The sequence below is a fragment of the Alphaproteobacteria bacterium genome, assembly GCA_024244705.1.
Lineage (GTDB): Bacteria > Pseudomonadota > Alphaproteobacteria > JAAEOK01 > JAAEOK01 > JAAEOK01.
In genome coordinates this window covers 1-15,621 of record JAAEOK010000054.1, presented here as the reverse complement: position 1 = coordinate 15,621, position 15,621 = coordinate 1, and the positions used below count along the sequence as shown (strand labels likewise).

Here is a 15,621-nt window from a genome sequence, read left to right as displayed (position 1 = left end):
CGCGTCTTCAACTCATACGACGACATCGTCGACCACTGCTGTGACGCCTGGAACAAGCTCATCGATCAGCCCTGGAAAATCATGTCGATCGGACACAGGCAATGGGCACATAGGTCATGATCAACGGGATTTGGTATAAGAATGTTGCGCGCCAATCGCAGTAGTCTCGATGATAGTGTGGGCGGGATTTTTTCAAGAAAACACCAATTGGAATCTGCGAAAAACAATCTGAAACTGGTTTCAAAGGCTTCTAGTCAACGTTACTTGCAGCTCAATAAGCGCTCTCTCTGTTTGGCACTGCAACCAACTATGCCGAAACTCAGATACAGGTACCGTAATCGCGTCGGCGGAGATGTAGCTTATTCGAGAACCTACCTAACATTCGGCAAGAAGAGCTCTGTGAATCTGCACAGGCTGCTCGATTGGACGAAATGTCGGGTCGACAATCTTGCTCTCTCCTAGCCAATCGGGGCGTAGCTATTCGATGCGGCGGCATGAGCGGGCGGATTTCACAAGAATATACCTGCTCCAACTTTACTCCGGCACAATTCCGAATTGGGGCGAAGACATGGGTCGCGGTTCGATGTAATTGATGGTAAGCCGCATTGTGGACGAGGGTGAGCCGTGTCCCTCTGATCAACGACGAGCGCTGCTCCATGGGTGCGAAAATCGGACTTATCGTCAACCCGATCGCGGGGATGGGCGGCAAGGTCGGGCTCAAGGGAACCGATGGCAATGACATTCTGTCGCGGGCACGGGAACTTGGAGCCGAGCCCATCGCCCATGAACGCGCTGGGGTTGCGCTGTCCGCATTGGCTGTCGATCGGGATCGGCTTGAGATTCTCACCTACGATGGCGTCATGGGGGCCGACGACGTACTCGCCGCTAACCTCGGACCGATCGTGGTTGGCCAAGCCGCGACCGCCGAGTCTCGCGCGACGGACACGCAAAGTGCGGTAGAGGCCATGTGCGAGCATGGCGTCGATTTGATCCTATTTGCCGGTGGCGACGGCACCGCGCGCGATATCTTCGAAATTGTCTCCAACCGGGTCCCGATTCTTGGCATTCCGACCGGCGTAAAAATGCACTCCGCAGTATTCTCGACCGGGCCGGGATGCGCCGGGCGACTCGCGGCGGCCTATGTTCTGGGTCGCGACCCTCATATCCGATTGGTTGACGCCGAGGTGATGGACATTGACGAGGATGCACAGCGTCGCAATCGTCTGTCGGCGCGCCTCTACGGCCACGCCAAGGTTCCCTATGAGCGAAAAATGATGCAGCACGCCAAGGCGACGGCGACGGCGACGGCGGATGCCGATCTCGGGGCGCTCGCGGCCGACATCGCGAACGGCATGGAAGGGGGAGCTGCCTATATCTTCGGGCCGGGCGGGTCGACCCACCGGATCCTCGACCATTTGCGGCTCGACGGTACCTTGCTGGGCGTCGATGTCGTCCGCGACGGCGCCCTGATCGGTCGCGACGCGTCCGAGGCGGAGCTGTTGTCGCTGCTCGACGGCGGGCCAGCCAGGATCGTGACCGGCGTCATAGGCGGCCAGGGATTCGTTTTTGGCCGCGGCAACCAGCAGATCAGCGGCGAGGTGATCCGACGGGTCGGCACCGAGAACGTCATCGTCGTCGCGAGCGCCGAGAAACTGATCGCGTTGAAGACCGATCGGTTGCTTGTCGATACGGGGGATGACGAGATCGATGCTGCGCTCGCCGGTTTCAGGCCCGTCCACACCGCGCCCGGCCGAACGATGATGCTCGAGGTCGTGGCCGCCTGACCGCATTGAATGATGACGCCGGCGGTGCAAAGATCGCCGTCCGCCGGTGCCGCATCGGTGCGGCCGACAGCTCCGCAGGAGGGATCGTCCTGAAATCGAACGCCACCCTGGCCCATCCCCATATGGCCAATTCGGTCGCCGACATCAAACAGGCCATGCTCGATGACATCGGCGCCAAGGAAATCGAGGAGCTGTTCGAGCAGATCCCCGAGGATCACCGCCTCAAAGACGAGCTCCGCCTGCCCAAGGCCCTACGCTCCGAGGCCGAGCTCAAACGGCACCTGCTCGACCTGCTGTCCAAGACCGGGAGCTGCGAGGAGAACCTCAGCTTTCTCGGCGCCGGCTGTTGGCAACATCACGTGCCCGCCGTTTGCGACGAGATTACCGGCCGGGCCGAGTTCCTGACCAACGTCTGGGGGTCACCGTCCTCCGACCACGGCCGCAATCAGGCTTGGTTCGAGTATTGCAGCCAGATCGGCGAACTCGTGCAAATGGATATGGTCGGCCTGCCGGTCTATTCCTATGGCTGCGCCGCCGGACATGCGATCCGGATGGCATCGCGCATCACCGGCCGGCACCGGGTCCTGGTGCCCGGGCTCAGCGACCCCGAGCGCTTGTCGGTCATCCGCAACTATTGTGAGCCCGAGGAGATGGCGAGCCATATCGCCGTCGTCCCGATCGACTACGATGTGGCGACCGGACTGCTCGACCTCGACGACCTCCGGGCGAAAATCTCGGACGAGACGGCGGCGGTCTATTTCGAGAACCCGTCCTACGCCGGGGTGATCGAGCGGCAGGGCGCCGCGATCGCCGAGATCGCGCGGGCCAGCGGAGCCGAAACCATTGTCGGCGTCGATCCCATCAGCCTCGGCGTAATCAAGGCCCCGGCCGATTACGGGGCGGACATCGTCGTCGGCACGACTCAGCCGCTCGGCGTTCACATGAATACCGGCGGCGGTGTCGGTGGTTTCATCGCCTCGCGCGACGAAGAGAAATATGTTCGTGAATACAATACGTTGAACATCTCGATTACCGAGACCGAAAAAGACGGGCAATACGGCTTCGGGCTCAGTTGCGCCCACCAAACGTCTTACGGCATGCGCGAGAAGGGCAAGGACTGGACCGGCAACTCGACCTACCTGTGGGCAATCGCCGGTGCGGTTTACATGTCACTTCTCGGTCCCGACGGCTTCCGCGAGGTCGGCCGGCTGATCCTGCAGCGAGCGCACTATGCCGCCGCCGTGCTCGCTCGGGTACCCGGGTTGCGGATCGGGTTCCCGTCCGGCTTCTTCAAGGAATTCGTCGTCCGATTCGACGACACCGGGCGCACCGTCGACGAGGTCAACGGGCGCCTGCGCGAACGCGGCATCTTTGGCGGCAAGGACCTTTCCGCCGAGTTCCCCGAGCTCGGGCAATGCGCGCTCTATTGCATCACCGAGATCCACACCAAGGGCGACATCGACCGTCTCGCCAACGAATTACGGGAGGTTCTGCGATGAGCGGGAACATGCGATTGCGGGAATACCACGCCGCGGTCTGGGATGAGCCCGTGGTCATGGAATTGGGCCACCCCGGCCGCCGCGGCATCGTCTTCGGCGAGGCCGAAGAGGAAGTACGCGAAGCGGTCGGCGACGCGATGGATTTGGTCCCCGCGGACATGCGCCGCGAGGCGCCGCCGGCGCTTCCGGAACTGTCCGAGCCCGAAGTCCAGCGTCACTACTTGCACCTCTCGCAAGAGACCCTGGGCATGATGGGGGTCAGCCTGTTCGGCACCTGCACGATGAAGTACAACTCACGGCTCAACGAAGCGATTGCCGCCCGGCCGGAGGTCGCCGAAGCGCATCCCCATCAGCACGAAACCACCCTCCAGGGCACGCTCGAAATCCTCCACAATTTCGACCTCATCCTGCGCGAGCTGTCGGGCATGGATCAGTTCGTCTTTCAAGCCGGCGGCGGCGCCGACGCGGCCTATACCCATGTCTGCATGACCCGCGCCTATCACCAGTCCAGGGGCGAGCTGGCCCAGCGCGACGAAATCGTCACCTCGATTCAGGCCCATCCCTGCAATGCGGCGACCGCGGCGGCGGCCGGGTTCAAGGTCGTGACGCTGATGCTCGGGGAGAACGGGTACCCGGCGCTTGACGCCCTCAAGGCCGCGGTCTCGGAACGTACCGCGGCGCTGCTGATCAACAATCCGGACGACATGGGGATCTACAACCCCGAGATTAAGGAGTGGGTCCGCGTCGTTCACGACGCCGGCGGCCTGTGCTTCTACGATCATGCCAATTTCAACGGCGTGATGAGCAAGCTGCGCGCCGGCGAACTCGGCTTCGACGCCTGCATGTACATGCTGCACAAGACCTTCGGCGCGCCCAAGGCCGGCGGCGGGCCGGCGGTCGGCGCCTATGGCTGCAGCGCCGAGCTGGCGCCGTTCCTGCCCGGCCCGGTGATCACGCGCGATAGCGACGGCTACCATCTCGACGACGATCGGCCGCAGAGCATCGGCCGCGTGCGCGAGTTCTGGGGCAACGTTCCCCAAGTCATCAAGGCGTATTCGTGGACCCGGGCCATGGGCGGCGACGGCATCGCCGAGGCCGCCGATCTCTCGGTCATTGCCAACAATTACATGGAAAAGCGTCTGCTCGCGATCCCCGGCGTGACCAAGTCCCATCCCCATCTCACCCAACGCCGCATGGAGATGACCCGCTACAGCCTGGAGACGCTCACCGAGGAGACGGGCGTGACGACAATCGACGTCGCCAACCGGATGGTCGATTTCGGTATCGACGCGTACTGGCTGGCGCACGAGCCGTGGATCGTTCCCGAGCCGTTCACCCCCGAGCCCGGCGAGATGTATTCGAAAGAAGACCTCGACCTCTGGATCGACGTCTTGGCTCATGTCTGCGAGGAGGCCCGCACGAACCCGGATATCGTCAAGACCGCGCCCCACAATCAGGCCATCGCCAAGATCAAGGCGGAACCGCTCGAAGATCCGGAAAAATGGGCCATGACCTGGCGCGCATATCGGCGCAAACACGGCGGTCCGGCGGCCTAGGCCCTGCGTTCCGGTTTTCCCCCGATGCGAAAACGTTGACCTAGTGGAACGGTTCGGGCGAAAATCGGCAGAGCGGAGGCCTCGCCACGTCGGTGCACGTGGCCTTTTGCCGAACAATCAGATAACTCGGCGGCGCCGAACTCCAGGGCCGCCCCAGTGGGAGGAGTACACCATGTTCAAACGCCTGATCTCGCTATGCGCCGTTGCGGCGATGGCGATGTTCGCGGTTTCGACCGCCGCCGACGCCCGCACGCTCGATGAGATTCTCGAGGACGGCACCATTCGCATCGGGATCAACCCGAACTTCCCGCCCAACAGTTCGCGCGATTCGGCGGGCGAGTGGGTCGGCTTCGACATCGAGATCGGCAACAAGATCGCCGAGATGATGAAGGTCGAGGTCGAATGGGTACCGACCGAGACCCCGCAGCGGGTGCCGTTCCTGGTCGCCGACAAGATCGATATCTCGCTCGGCGCCCTGACCCGAAATTCCGAACGCGCCAAGCTGATCGACTACACCGTGCCGCTGCACACCGAGGTGCTCGCCGTGCTGACCACCGACAAGGTGACCGCCAACAAGTGGCAGGATTTGAACTCCGACGAATACACGCTCGCCAACATGCGCGGCAACTGGACGGTGCCGTGGACCGAGGAGAACATTCCCAACGCCAACTTGGAACTCGTCGACACCCTCGCCGACACGGTGCGGCTGGTCGGACAGGGCCGTGCCGACGCCATCGTCGAGAACATCGACTTCTACATGGCCCACACCAAGAACTATCCCGACGTCAAATGGCGGGTGATCGAAGAGCCGATTTTCGTCGCCTATTGCGCGATTGGCGTCGGCAAGGGCAACGCCGATCTGGTCGAGGTCCTGAACATCATCCTCTACGCGCTTCATTCGGACGGTGTCGTCAATGAGATTTGGGAGGCGTCCTACGGCGCGCCGATGTTGGTGCCAGTCGTCCCCAATCCCTATTTCTAGGCTGCGTTTGCGGCTTGCGGCCGTGGTTCCGGTTGTCGGGACCGCGGCCGTCCGTCTGGCCCCATCGGCATAGGCGATTCGGGGGACGATGGACTATACCTTCCAGTTCGGGATCGCCTTCGAGGCCCTGCCGCAATTGCTGCAGGGCGCCGTTCTTACCCTCGAGCTCGGCATCTTGGCGTTCTGGGGCGGCGCGCTGATCGGGCTGCTCGGTGCCAGCATGAAGATCTATGGCGGCCGGCTCGCCTATGGCGTGGCGCAGGGTTATGTCGTGTTCTTCACCAATACCCCGGCGCTGATCCAGATCTATTTTCTCTATTTCGGCCTGCCCGAGGTCGGTATCCGCTGGAGCAACGAGACTTGCGTCCTCATCGGCCTGACGCTGAACGCCGGGGCCTATCTCACCGAGATCATGCGCGCCGGTTTCCTTTCGGTCCATCGCACCGAGCTCGAAGCGGCCGAGACACTCGGCTTCTCGCGATTCAAGCAGATCCGCTATGTCATCGTGCCGCACATCGCGCGTTACATCTATCCGGCGATCGCCAATTTTTTCATCGTCATTCTGGTCATGGGCACGTCGGTCGGCGCCGTCGTCGGCGTCGACGAGTTGACCGGCGAGACGATTAATATCTCCACCAAGAACTATCGTTGGCTCGAGATGTTCACGGTGACCGCGGGGCTCTACGTCATCCTGACCTTCATCGCCAGCATATCGCTCGCGTTGTTCGGGCGATGGGCGTTCCGCGTCAAGGCGAAGATCTTCTGATGCTGGAGCGTTTCGCCAACGAAATCCCGCGTTTCTTCAGCGCCAACAACCTGGTGCTGCTGATGGAGGCCGCCGGCACGACGCTGGCGATGACGCTGCTCGGTTGCTTCATCGGCTTCTTCCTCGCCTTCTTCATGGTCTTCCTGCGCCAGACCCCGGGCCTAGTGGCGACGCCGCTCCGTTTCGCCGCGATTTCCTATATCGAGGTTTTCCGGCGCATCCCGTTTCTCGTCATCACCTATTTGGTGCTGTTTTTCATCCAGGCCTTCATCTCGAACGCGTCGCTGTTCAGCATCGCGGTGATCGCGATCTGTATCTACGCCACCGCGTTTACCGCCGAGATCATCCGCGGCGGCTTCGAATCGGTGCCGCGGCAGCAGGTCGAGGCGGCAACGGCAATGAACTTCAGCCGCTGGCAGACGCTGTGGGGGGTCATCGTGCCCCAGGCCTGGCCGGTGATCATTCCACCGGCGATCGCCTTCATGATCGGTTTCATCAAGGACACCGCGCTGGTCTCCCAGGTCGGCGTGTTCGAGCTCACGTTTCGCGCCAAGGAATTGAACAACCAGGGCTATTCCGGGATTCTGGTGTTCGGTACGATCGCGCTGCTGTATTTTGCCATGTCCTATCCGCTGACCCGGATCGGCCAATATCTGGAGCGGCGCCTTGCCACATCTCGACATTAGGAACGTCAGCAGCGCCTATGGCCGCGTCGAGGTCCTCAGCGATGTCACCCTGACCGTCGATCAGGGTCAGGTCGTCGCCCTGGTCGGACCGTCGGGGTCGGGCAAGTCGACCTTGTTGCGCGTGTTGATGGGCCTCAACCGGCCCACTACCGGCGAGATTCTGGTCCACGACGAGCCGGTCGATTACGCCAGCAAGGCGAGCGTCCGGGCGGCGCGCGACCGCATGGCCATCGTCTTCCAGCAGTACAACCTGTTCCAGAATATGGACGTCATGCGCAACGTCACCGTCGCGCCGATCAAGATCAAGGGGCGGCGCCGGGCCGAGGTCGAAGAGGATGCCCACCGGCTGCTGGCCAAGGTCGGCCTCGCCGACAAGCACTATGCCTTTCCCGACCAGCTCAGCGGCGGCCAGCAGCAGCGGGTTGCGATCGCCCGCGCGCTTGCCCTCAAGCCTGAAATTCTGCTCCTCGACGAGGTCACCTCGGCCCTCGACCCGGAGCTCGTCAACGAGGTCCTCGACACGATCCGGAACCTGGTTGCCGATGGCATGACGATGCTGATCGTCAGCCACGAGATGGCGTTTGTCCGCGAGGTCGCCGACATGGTGGTCATGATGGACAAGGGCCAGGTCGTCGAGATGGGACTGCCGCGCGACATCATCGACGATCCCAAAACGCAGCGCGCCAAAGACTTCTTCGGCAAGATCCTGCGTCACTAGAGCACCATGTGCTCTAGAGCCAACCCGCCCGAGTGCCGGCGACGTGACGATCCGAGGCCTATGCCGCGAACGCCGGCGACGATATCGGCGCCAGGTTGAAACCGGGCCTGCGTCCGAGGACAAGATCGGCGACCAGCCGCGCCGCGAACGGGCCGGCGGTGAACCCGACCCACGGGACCATACACAGGAAAAAGCCCGGTACGCCGGGCGCTTCGCCGATGATCGGCCGCCAGTCATCGGTCCCATTGACGATTGCGGGCCAGGTCCGCAGCAAATTCGCCCGCCGCAGGCTGGGCACCACCGTCGCGGCGACTCGAAGGTTGTCGCGGACGGAGTCCACATCGACGACGGGCCGCCCGTTCTCGGGGTCGAGGGCGCCCGGCCAGCCGCCACCGATCAGGAAGGCGCCGCGCGGCGTCTGTTTCAGGGTCAGCCGTCCGCCGGTGGCATACACCAAGTGAGTGACCAGGGGCGCCGCCGGCTCGGTGACGTTGACCTGGATCGGATAGCCATCGATCGGCAGTTCGAGCCCGATCATCGCGGCGACCCGTCCGGCGCTCGCGCCGGCGCAGTTGACGACCCGCCGCGCGGCGATCGGACCGGCTCTGGTCTTGGCGGTGAACCCGCCGCCATCCCGGTGCAGGCCGTCCAGGGTGGTGCGGCGCATGATGCGCACGCCGTTGCGTTGCGCAGCTGCGGCGAAGGCGGGGGTGGCGAGCAGCGGGTTGGCGGTCCCCTCGAGCGGGTATAGCGCCGCGCCGACCATCTGATCGGAGACGTAGGGTGCGACCGATTGCAGATCGTCCCGCGACAGCAGCTCGACGTCCACGCCATGGGCGCGTTCGACTCGCGCCTTGCGCTCGACCGCACGCATCTCGTCCTCGGTCTCGGCGAGCAACAGGCCGCCGCACAGGCTGACCTCGAAATCCGCGCCCAGCTCCGCTTCGATTTTGGGCCAGTAACGGATCGCCTCGAGCAGAAATGACAGAACCGGTGCGAACTGCGCGGCCCAATCCTCGCCCTTCTCGATGAACTCCTCGTAGGGCATCTGGCCGTGGAGGCTGCCGGCGTTGGATCCCGACGCCAGCGTGTTGAGGTCGTGTTGCTCGATCACCAACACGTCGGCGCCGCCGCGGGCGAGGAAATAGGCGGCGGCGCAGCCGGCCAGGCCGCCCCCGATCACCAACACGTCCGCTCGCGCCATCGTCCCTTCCATCATCCCTCTGTCTTCCCGGGGCGCGATTTACACCCTTTGACGGCCCATGTTAATCTGCGCGACGAATTTTCCGGCGCCAATTCGTTCGTTCATCGCGATGGTGACGTGGCGCCTCGTCTTGGGAGAAGGTGTCATGATGCATCATTTTCGCGGCAGCTATAGCGTCACGGTCACGCCGTTCACGCCCGACGGCTCGGCGATCGATGTGCCGGCATTGAAGAATTTCCTCGACTGGCAGCTCACCGCCGGAGTGCCCGGTCTCATCATTCTCGGCACGACCGGAGAGTTCCTGACCGTCAGCGACGACGAGCGCCGGCTCTATGTGGAGACCACCGTCAACCACATCGACAAGCGGGTTCCGGTCCTGGTCGGTACGATGAATGCCCATACCCCGACCGCCGTGCGTTACAGCCGCGAGGCCGAACAGCTTGGCGCCGACGCCCTGATGATCCTGCCGCCCTATTACTACACGCCGACGGAAGACGAGATCTTCAATTACTACAAGGCGATCTGCGACGCGGTCACGATCCCGATCATGCTTTACAACAACCCGTTCACCTCCAACGTCGACATGTCGGCGAAGTTCATTGGCCGGCTGACCCGGGCCTTCGAACAGGTTCGCTACATCAAGGAAGCAAGCATGGACGTCGGCCGGGTCTTCGACATCATCGAGGCAACCGAAGGCGTGATGAACGTGTTCGCCGGTGAGCGCGTCGTCGAGTCCTACGCGCTGGGCGCGGTCGGTTACGTCAATCCCTATGGCAACTACATCCCACGCGCGTCGACAGGGTTTTGCGATTTCATCGTCGACGGCCGTGTCGAGGACGCCAAGCGGATCCAGCATCTGATCGACGACATGCAGGCGATCATTCAGGAAGGCCACCCGACCTACGGCCACCAATGTTATTCGAAGGCGCTCGCGGCGGTCGCCGGCTATCCGGTCGGCGACGTCCGGCCGCCGCTGACCACGTTTGCCGAGCTCGGCGAGGAGGGCCGGCAGCGGGTCGAAAAGCTCAAGCTCATCATGCAGCGCATCGACGAACTGATGGACGAGCTCGACGGTCGTCTCGCCGCTTGACGCATCGCGGCGCCCCGTGTCTCTCGACGTTGATCCCGCGGGTTCGTGTATGGATTCCGATAACGTGACGGCGCCGCTGCTTTTCACGCCTCTGACCGTGCGCGGTTTGACGCTGCGAAACCGGATCGTGGTCTCGCCGATGTGCCAGTATCAGGCCGTCGAGGGCGCGATGCAGGATTGGCATCTGCAGCACCACGCGCGTTTTGCGCTCGGCGGTTACGGCCTTGCCTTCGTCGAGGCGACCGGCATTACCCGCGACGGCCGCATCACCCACGGCTGCACCGGGATCTGGAACGACGAGCAGATCCCGCGCTTGATCGAGGTCGTCAAAGGCTACAAGGCCCACGGCGTCGCCACCGGTATCCAAATTGGCCACTCCGGCCGCCGCGGCAGCGCCGCCCGGCCGTGGGAAGGGGCGGCGCCGCTCACCGCCGACAGTCCCGACCCGCCGTGGCAGACGGTCGGGCCGAGCGCCCTGCCCGAGCGCGACGGATATCCGGTGCCGCGCCCGCTCGAGGAGAGCGAAATCATGGAGCTGATCGACGCGTTCCGGGCGGCGGCGAAACGCTGCCTCCGCGCCGGCTTCGACGTGATCGAGATCCACGGCGCCCACGGCTACCTCATTCACTCGTTTTTTTCGCCGATATCGAACCGGCGCGATGACCGCTTCGGCGGCGACCTCGGCGGACGCATGACCCTTCCGCTCATGGTTGCCGAAACGGTGCGCGAGGTGTGGCCCGACGACCGGCCGGTCTTCTACCGCGCTTCGTCGGTCGACAACGTGGACGGCGGCGTTACCATCGAAGACACCGTCGCGCTGGCCCGCGAACTCAAGGCGCGGGGGGTCGATGTCATCGATTGCTCATCCGGCGGAATGGGCGGCCCGGCGACGCTGTCGACGAAGAAGCTGTCCCCCGGCTACCAGGTGCCGTTCGCCGAAGCCGTGCGGCGGGACGCCGGCATCCCGACCATGGCAGTCGGCCTGATCATGGACCCGAAACACGCGGAAGAGATTCTGGCCGCCGGCCAGGCCGACCTGATCGCGCTCGCCCGCGAACTGATGGCCGACCCCAATTGGCCCTATCACGCGGCCCTGGAGCTCGGACTCGACGACCCCCATAGCGTGCTGCCGCCGTGGTATGCGTTCTATCTCGAACGCCGCGCCGACGTACTCGGATCGTAACGCGCGGGCACGGCCTAACGTATATAAGTGGCGCCGTTGACGTCGAGGGTCGCCCCCGAGAGATGGCGGCAGCTCCCGGTCGCCAAGAAGGTGACCAGGCTGGCCAGCTCCTCGGGCGGGATCCATTCACCCATGGCCAGCGTCGACGTCACCACCTCTTCACCGCCGACCGCGGCGGCGGTGTCCTCGGACATGCGTGTGCGCACGACGCCCGGCGCGACGACATAGGCGAGGATGTTTCGATCGGCGTAGTTGCGGGCGATCGATTTGGTCGCCGCCATGACCGCCGCCTTCGACGCCGCATAGGTCGTCAGTGCCGGATTGCCGGGGCCCCGCTGGGCGGCCCAACTGGAGATCGTGACGATCATGCCGCCGCCGGTATCGAGATAGTGCCGCACCGCGTCGCGCATCAGGCGGGCGGGGGCCAGCACATTGACCCGCAACGTCTCGTCCCAAACCGCATCCCAGGTTTCGTCGTCGTCCTCGATCCCGCCCTTGAGATGCAGAATGCCGGCGTTGTTGACGAAGACGTCGATCCCGTCACGCCAGGCCACCGCCTCGCGCCACAAGCGTTTGACCTGCTCCTTGTCGCCGAGATCGGCCCCAATCAGCTTGACCCGCGTCTCGGCAATCGCCTTCGTTGCCGATTCGGCGCCGGCGCGGTCCGACCCGTAGTGGGCGATGACATGGGCGCCGGCGGCGCCGAGCGACGCGACGATGGCGGCGCCGATTCCCTTGGAGGCGCCTGTTACCAGAATTGTCTTGTCGGAAAGGTCTTGCATCTCAGCGGTCATCGTTGAGCCGGGCCGAACAGCGTAGCACGCTAATACAATCCGGCATCGACCGGAATGACCTGTCCGGTGATGCCGCCGGCCAACGGCCCGGCCAGGAACAATGCGGCGTCGGCGACCTCGTCCGCGCTCGCCAATCGGCCCAGGGCGGTTTCGGACGCGTAGCGGGCGAGCACGTCCTCGACACCGGGCCCGCCGCCAGCGGCGCGGTCCCCGATCCGTCGGAGCAAGGCGTCGGTGGCGACCGGGCCCGGGGCCAGGGCATTGACGCGGATGCCGAAGCGGCCGAGATCCAGGGCCGCCGACCGCGTCACCCCGATCACCGCGTGCTTTGTCGCGGCGTAGAGCGCCTGCCCGGGGTGACCACGGGTCGAGTTGGACGAACCCATGATGACGACCGCGCCGCCGTGCGCTTTCATGAGCGGCAGCCCGTGTTTTACGGCGGCGATCACGCCGCGGACGTTGACTGCGAACACCCGATCCCATTCAACCAAGTCGATTGCGGCGGATTCGCGCCACGGCGGGACGATGCCCGCATTGGCGACGACGATGTCGAGGCGGCCGAATTCCCGACCGATCGCGTCGACCGCCTTGGCGAGATCCGCTTCCTCGGTGACATCGCCCCGCATATGCCGCCAGCGGGGCGGCAGGTCCGTCATCCGCTCGAGACGGTCGAAGACCAGCCCGGTCGCCCCGGCGGCCGCGAACCGGTGCACGATCGCCGCCCCCAGTCCGCGGGCGCCGCCGGTCACCAGCGCCACCTTTCCCTCGAGTAGATCCATTGGCGTTTCCCTGGCCGTCCATCTGGTCGAACAGGCGTTCGCCGCCACAGTGGCGATTTTTCGCCCGATTGCCCATCGGAAACTGTACTTTCCATGGTCAGTTGGGCAAAGGCTTCTCACCCGGGACGGCACCGGGGGGCGCAAGGAGGGCGGCGGCGGCAATGCGGGCACGAGGCAGTGAAATCACGCCGGCGGAGCGTCCGGTACCGGTTGCATTCGACGGCCGAGCGCTGGCGGCACGCCGAGGCGAGACCATCGCCGCCGCGCTCGCGGCCAACGGCATCGCGGCCTTCCGCGCGACCGCGTCGGGGGCGCCGCGCGGGCTCTTCTGCGGCATGGGTGTGTGCCGGGATTGCGTGGTCGAAATCGACGGACACACCGTGCGGCGCGCGTGCATGACCAAGATCGATGCCGCCCTCGACGTGCGTCAAAACCGGCAACTCGCGACACTCGAGGCGACGGGTGGCCGCCCCGTCGATCACGCGTCAGCGGACCGCGCTCCGCTGGAACCGGACCTGGTCGTAGTCGGCGCCGGCGCCGGCGGCCTGAGCGCGGCATCGGTCGCCGCCGAAGCCGGGCTCCACGTCGTCCTTGTCGACGACCGGCCGGCCCCGGGCGGGCAATATTTCAAGCAATTCATCGATTTCCCCGGCCTGTCGAGCACGGCCCATCGAGACGCGCAATTCGATGCCGGCCGCGACCTCATCGAACGCGCGAAGCGCGCCGAAACGGAGGTCATCACGGGCGGCGTTTGGTCGGCGTCGCGGCCGCTCGAGATTCGCGTCGCCGGCGCGGCGGGAAGCCGGGTCATCCGGCCGCGCCAATTGATCGTCGCGACCGGCGCCTATGAACGCGCCCTGCCGGTGCCGGGGTGGACGCTGCCCGGCGTCATGACGACCGGCGCCGCGCAGACCTTGCTTCGCAGCTACCGGGTGCTGCCCGGCAGGCGCATTGTCGTCGCCGGCAACGGGCCGCTCAACCTTCAGGTCGCCGGCGAATTGTCGAAGGCGGGCGCCGACGTCCTCTGTGTCGCCGAGCTGGCGGGGCGACCGGCGATACATTCGGCAGCGGCGCTGTGGGCGATGGTGCGCAATGCCCCCGGCCTGGTGCGGCGGGGGTTGCGCTATCGGCGCGACCTGGCCCGGGCCAGGATCCCGGTTCTCTATGGTCATGCCCTGTCACGCGTCGACAAGAGCGCGGACGGACTCCGCGCATCGATTTCCGCCTATTTGCCGCGACAGCACGGGCCGGTGGCGGAATTCGATGGCGACGCAGTGCTCATGGGCTACGGCTTCCTGCCGTCGAATGAGATTTCGCGTCTGCTTGGCTGCCGCCACGATTACGATAGGTCACGCGGGCAGCTGGTGACCCGGCGCGACGCCGACTGCCGGACGTCGGTCGCCGGGGTGTTCGCGGTCGGTGATTGCTGTGGTCTCGGCGGGGCTCAGGCCGCGATGGCCGAAGGTATCATCGCCGGTGTGGCGGCGATCGAGGCGGCCGGGGGGGCGGTCACGGCGGCGGCGGCGCGGGAACGGAAGGCGGCGCGGCGATCCCTGGCGCGCCAGCGTCGGTTTCAGTCCGCCTTGTGGACACTGTTCGCCGCCCCACGGCCCGATATCCAACTGGCCGACGCGGAGACGATCGTCTGCCGCTGCGAGGAGGTGACGCTCGGCGACGTCGAGGCCCAAATCGGCGCCGGCCGGCCGTCGATGAGCGAGATCAAGCGTGGGACCCGGCTCGGCATGGGGCCCTGTCAGGGCCGCTACTGCACCCCGCTGGTGGCCGCGCTTCTCCACGACCGATTTGGCGTACCGCTGGACGAATACGCGTATTTCGCGCCGCGGCCGCCGATCCAACCGGTGGCGATCGATGAGGTCATCCGCTAAGGGGCCGCAATCAGGCGTGACGGCATTGTCAATGCCGTGAGAGGCCGCCGCCGTTCATGGAGCTACCAGGGCATTGACACATTAACTGCGTCGGCCGGATGCAATGCGCCGTACCATGGATCAGACCGCAGCGCAGCTAAGCCGCCAAACGTCGAACCTCTCGGCCCGAAACTTTTTGAAGATGCTGCGAGGTAGTAGGTGGCGTTGGATGTAGAAGGCGTTCTGGACGGCGGCGTGGATCGGGAGGAAGCGTTGGGCTGATCCCGGCGACTTGAAACCGCTGCTGCTTTCGTTCTCGCCGCCGAACCGGCTGGTGGGAGGTTTCAGCCCGATTATTCGCTCGCAAGCCCTGATCATGGACCGTGCAAAGCCGCTTATGGCGGATGGCGACTGGGTACGATTTGAGCTTGTCCGTAGTGATGCGCTTCGGCGCAAAGCCCTGGTTCTTCAGAAGCTTTCGCAGCAATCTCCTCGCCGATCGAGCGCAACGCCGGCTCTGAACCAGGAAGTCCAGCACTTCACCTTCGTCGTCGACCGCCCGCCACAGCCAATATTGTTCTGGTGGCGATGGCCAACAAGACGGCCCGTGTCGTATGGGCGATGCTCAGCCGAGGTGAAACATTCCGAATGGAAGCTCGGTCGGTCGCATAACAGACGGTGGAAGGAACTTTATTGCGAGGGTGACGATGATGTG

At 64.6% G+C, this 15,621-nt stretch carries 15 protein-coding genes; 11 read left to right on the top strand and 4 right to left on the bottom strand.

Features of this window, described 5'->3' with window-relative positions; genetic code table 11:
• The 8 genes from GY791_09705 to GY791_09670 form a co-directional block, all read left to right on the top strand.
• On the top strand, positions 1-120 hold a 120-nt coding region (locus GY791_09705), incomplete at its 5' end, for an IS630 family transposase (protein MCP4328693.1).
• Positions 121-656: 536 nt separating this feature from the next.
• A complete protein-coding gene (locus tag GY791_09700; GenBank protein ID MCP4328692.1) occupies positions 657-1,784 on the top strand; it encodes an ATP-NAD kinase family protein in 1,128 nt (375 codons plus the stop codon).
• Positions 1,785-1,906: 122 nt separating this feature from the next.
• Positions 1,907-3,283 (top strand): aminomethyl-transferring glycine dehydrogenase subunit GcvPA, encoded by a 1,377-nt coding sequence (locus tag GY791_09695; protein MCP4328691.1) that lies wholly within the window; start codon positions 1,907-1,909, stop codon positions 3,281-3,283.
• The gene (locus tag GY791_09690; protein MCP4328690.1) at positions 3,280-4,839 is read left to right on the top strand and encodes an aminotransferase class V-fold PLP-dependent enzyme; all 1,560 of its coding nucleotides are present in this window, start codon (positions 3,280-3,282) and stop codon (positions 4,837-4,839) included. Before GY791_09695 ends, GY791_09690 begins: the two co-directional genes overlap by 4 nt.
• Positions 4,840-5,011: 172 nt before the next feature.
• Positions 5,012-5,821, top strand: a complete 810-nt coding sequence (locus GY791_09685) for a transporter substrate-binding domain-containing protein (GenBank protein ID MCP4328689.1) — start codon at positions 5,012-5,014, stop codon at positions 5,819-5,821.
• An 88-nt stretch (positions 5,822-5,909) separates the two neighbouring features.
• On the top strand, positions 5,910-6,587 hold the full coding sequence (locus tag GY791_09680; protein MCP4328688.1) for an amino acid ABC transporter permease: 678 nt from the start codon (positions 5,910-5,912) through the stop codon (positions 6,585-6,587).
• Positions 6,587-7,273, top strand: a complete 687-nt coding sequence (locus GY791_09675) for an amino acid ABC transporter permease (protein MCP4328687.1) — start codon at positions 6,587-6,589, stop codon at positions 7,271-7,273. The genes GY791_09680 and GY791_09675 overlap by 1 nt, the downstream gene beginning before the upstream one ends.
• A complete protein-coding gene (locus GY791_09670) occupies positions 7,254-7,991 on the top strand; it encodes an amino acid ABC transporter ATP-binding protein (GenBank protein ID MCP4328686.1) in 738 nt (245 codons plus the stop codon). The genes GY791_09675 and GY791_09670 overlap by 20 nt, the downstream gene beginning before the upstream one ends.
• Before the next feature lie 58 nt (positions 7,992-8,049).
• Here GY791_09670 and GY791_09665 read toward each other — a convergent pair whose 3' ends face one another.
• Positions 8,050-9,195, bottom strand: coding sequence for an FAD-binding oxidoreductase (locus GY791_09665; protein MCP4328685.1), 1,146 nt, complete (start codon positions 9,193-9,195; stop codon positions 8,050-8,052).
• 145 nt (positions 9,196-9,340) lie between these two features.
• Between GY791_09665 and GY791_09660 the strand changes: the two genes are divergently transcribed.
• Positions 9,341-10,285 (top strand): dihydrodipicolinate synthase family protein, encoded by a 945-nt coding sequence (locus tag GY791_09660; protein ID MCP4328684.1) that lies wholly within the window; start codon positions 9,341-9,343, stop codon positions 10,283-10,285.
• Positions 10,286-10,349: 64 nt separating this feature from the next.
• Positions 10,350-11,468 carry an NADH:flavin oxidoreductase/NADH oxidase gene (locus tag GY791_09655; GenBank protein ID MCP4328683.1) on the top strand — a complete coding sequence of 373 codons (1,119 nt, stop codon included), beginning with the start codon at positions 10,350-10,352 and terminating at the stop codon, positions 11,466-11,468.
• 14 nt (positions 11,469-11,482) lie between these two features.
• Here GY791_09655 and GY791_09650 read toward each other — a convergent pair whose 3' ends face one another.
• The gene (locus GY791_09650; GenBank protein MCP4328682.1) at positions 11,483-12,250 is read right to left on the bottom strand and encodes an SDR family oxidoreductase; all 768 of its coding nucleotides are present in this window, start codon (positions 12,248-12,250) and stop codon (positions 11,483-11,485) included.
• Between the two features lie 41 nt (positions 12,251-12,291).
• Positions 12,292-13,041: an SDR family oxidoreductase gene (locus tag GY791_09645; GenBank protein ID MCP4328681.1), complete on the bottom strand. Its 750-nt coding sequence runs from the start codon at positions 13,039-13,041 to the stop codon at positions 12,292-12,294.
• 161 nt (positions 13,042-13,202) lie between these two features.
• Between GY791_09645 and GY791_09640 the strand changes: the two genes are divergently transcribed.
• Positions 13,203-14,927 carry an FAD-dependent oxidoreductase gene (locus tag GY791_09640; protein ID MCP4328680.1) on the top strand — a complete coding sequence of 575 codons (1,725 nt, stop codon included), beginning with the start codon at positions 13,203-13,205 and terminating at the stop codon, positions 14,925-14,927.
• A 136-nt stretch (positions 14,928-15,063) separates the two neighbouring features.
• On the opposite strand, the gene GY791_09635 is transcribed toward GY791_09640, so the two are convergent.
• A complete protein-coding gene (locus GY791_09635) occupies positions 15,064-15,444 on the bottom strand; it encodes an IS6 family transposase (protein MCP4328679.1) in 381 nt (126 codons plus the stop codon).
• Between the last annotated feature and the right edge of the window lie 177 nt (positions 15,445-15,621).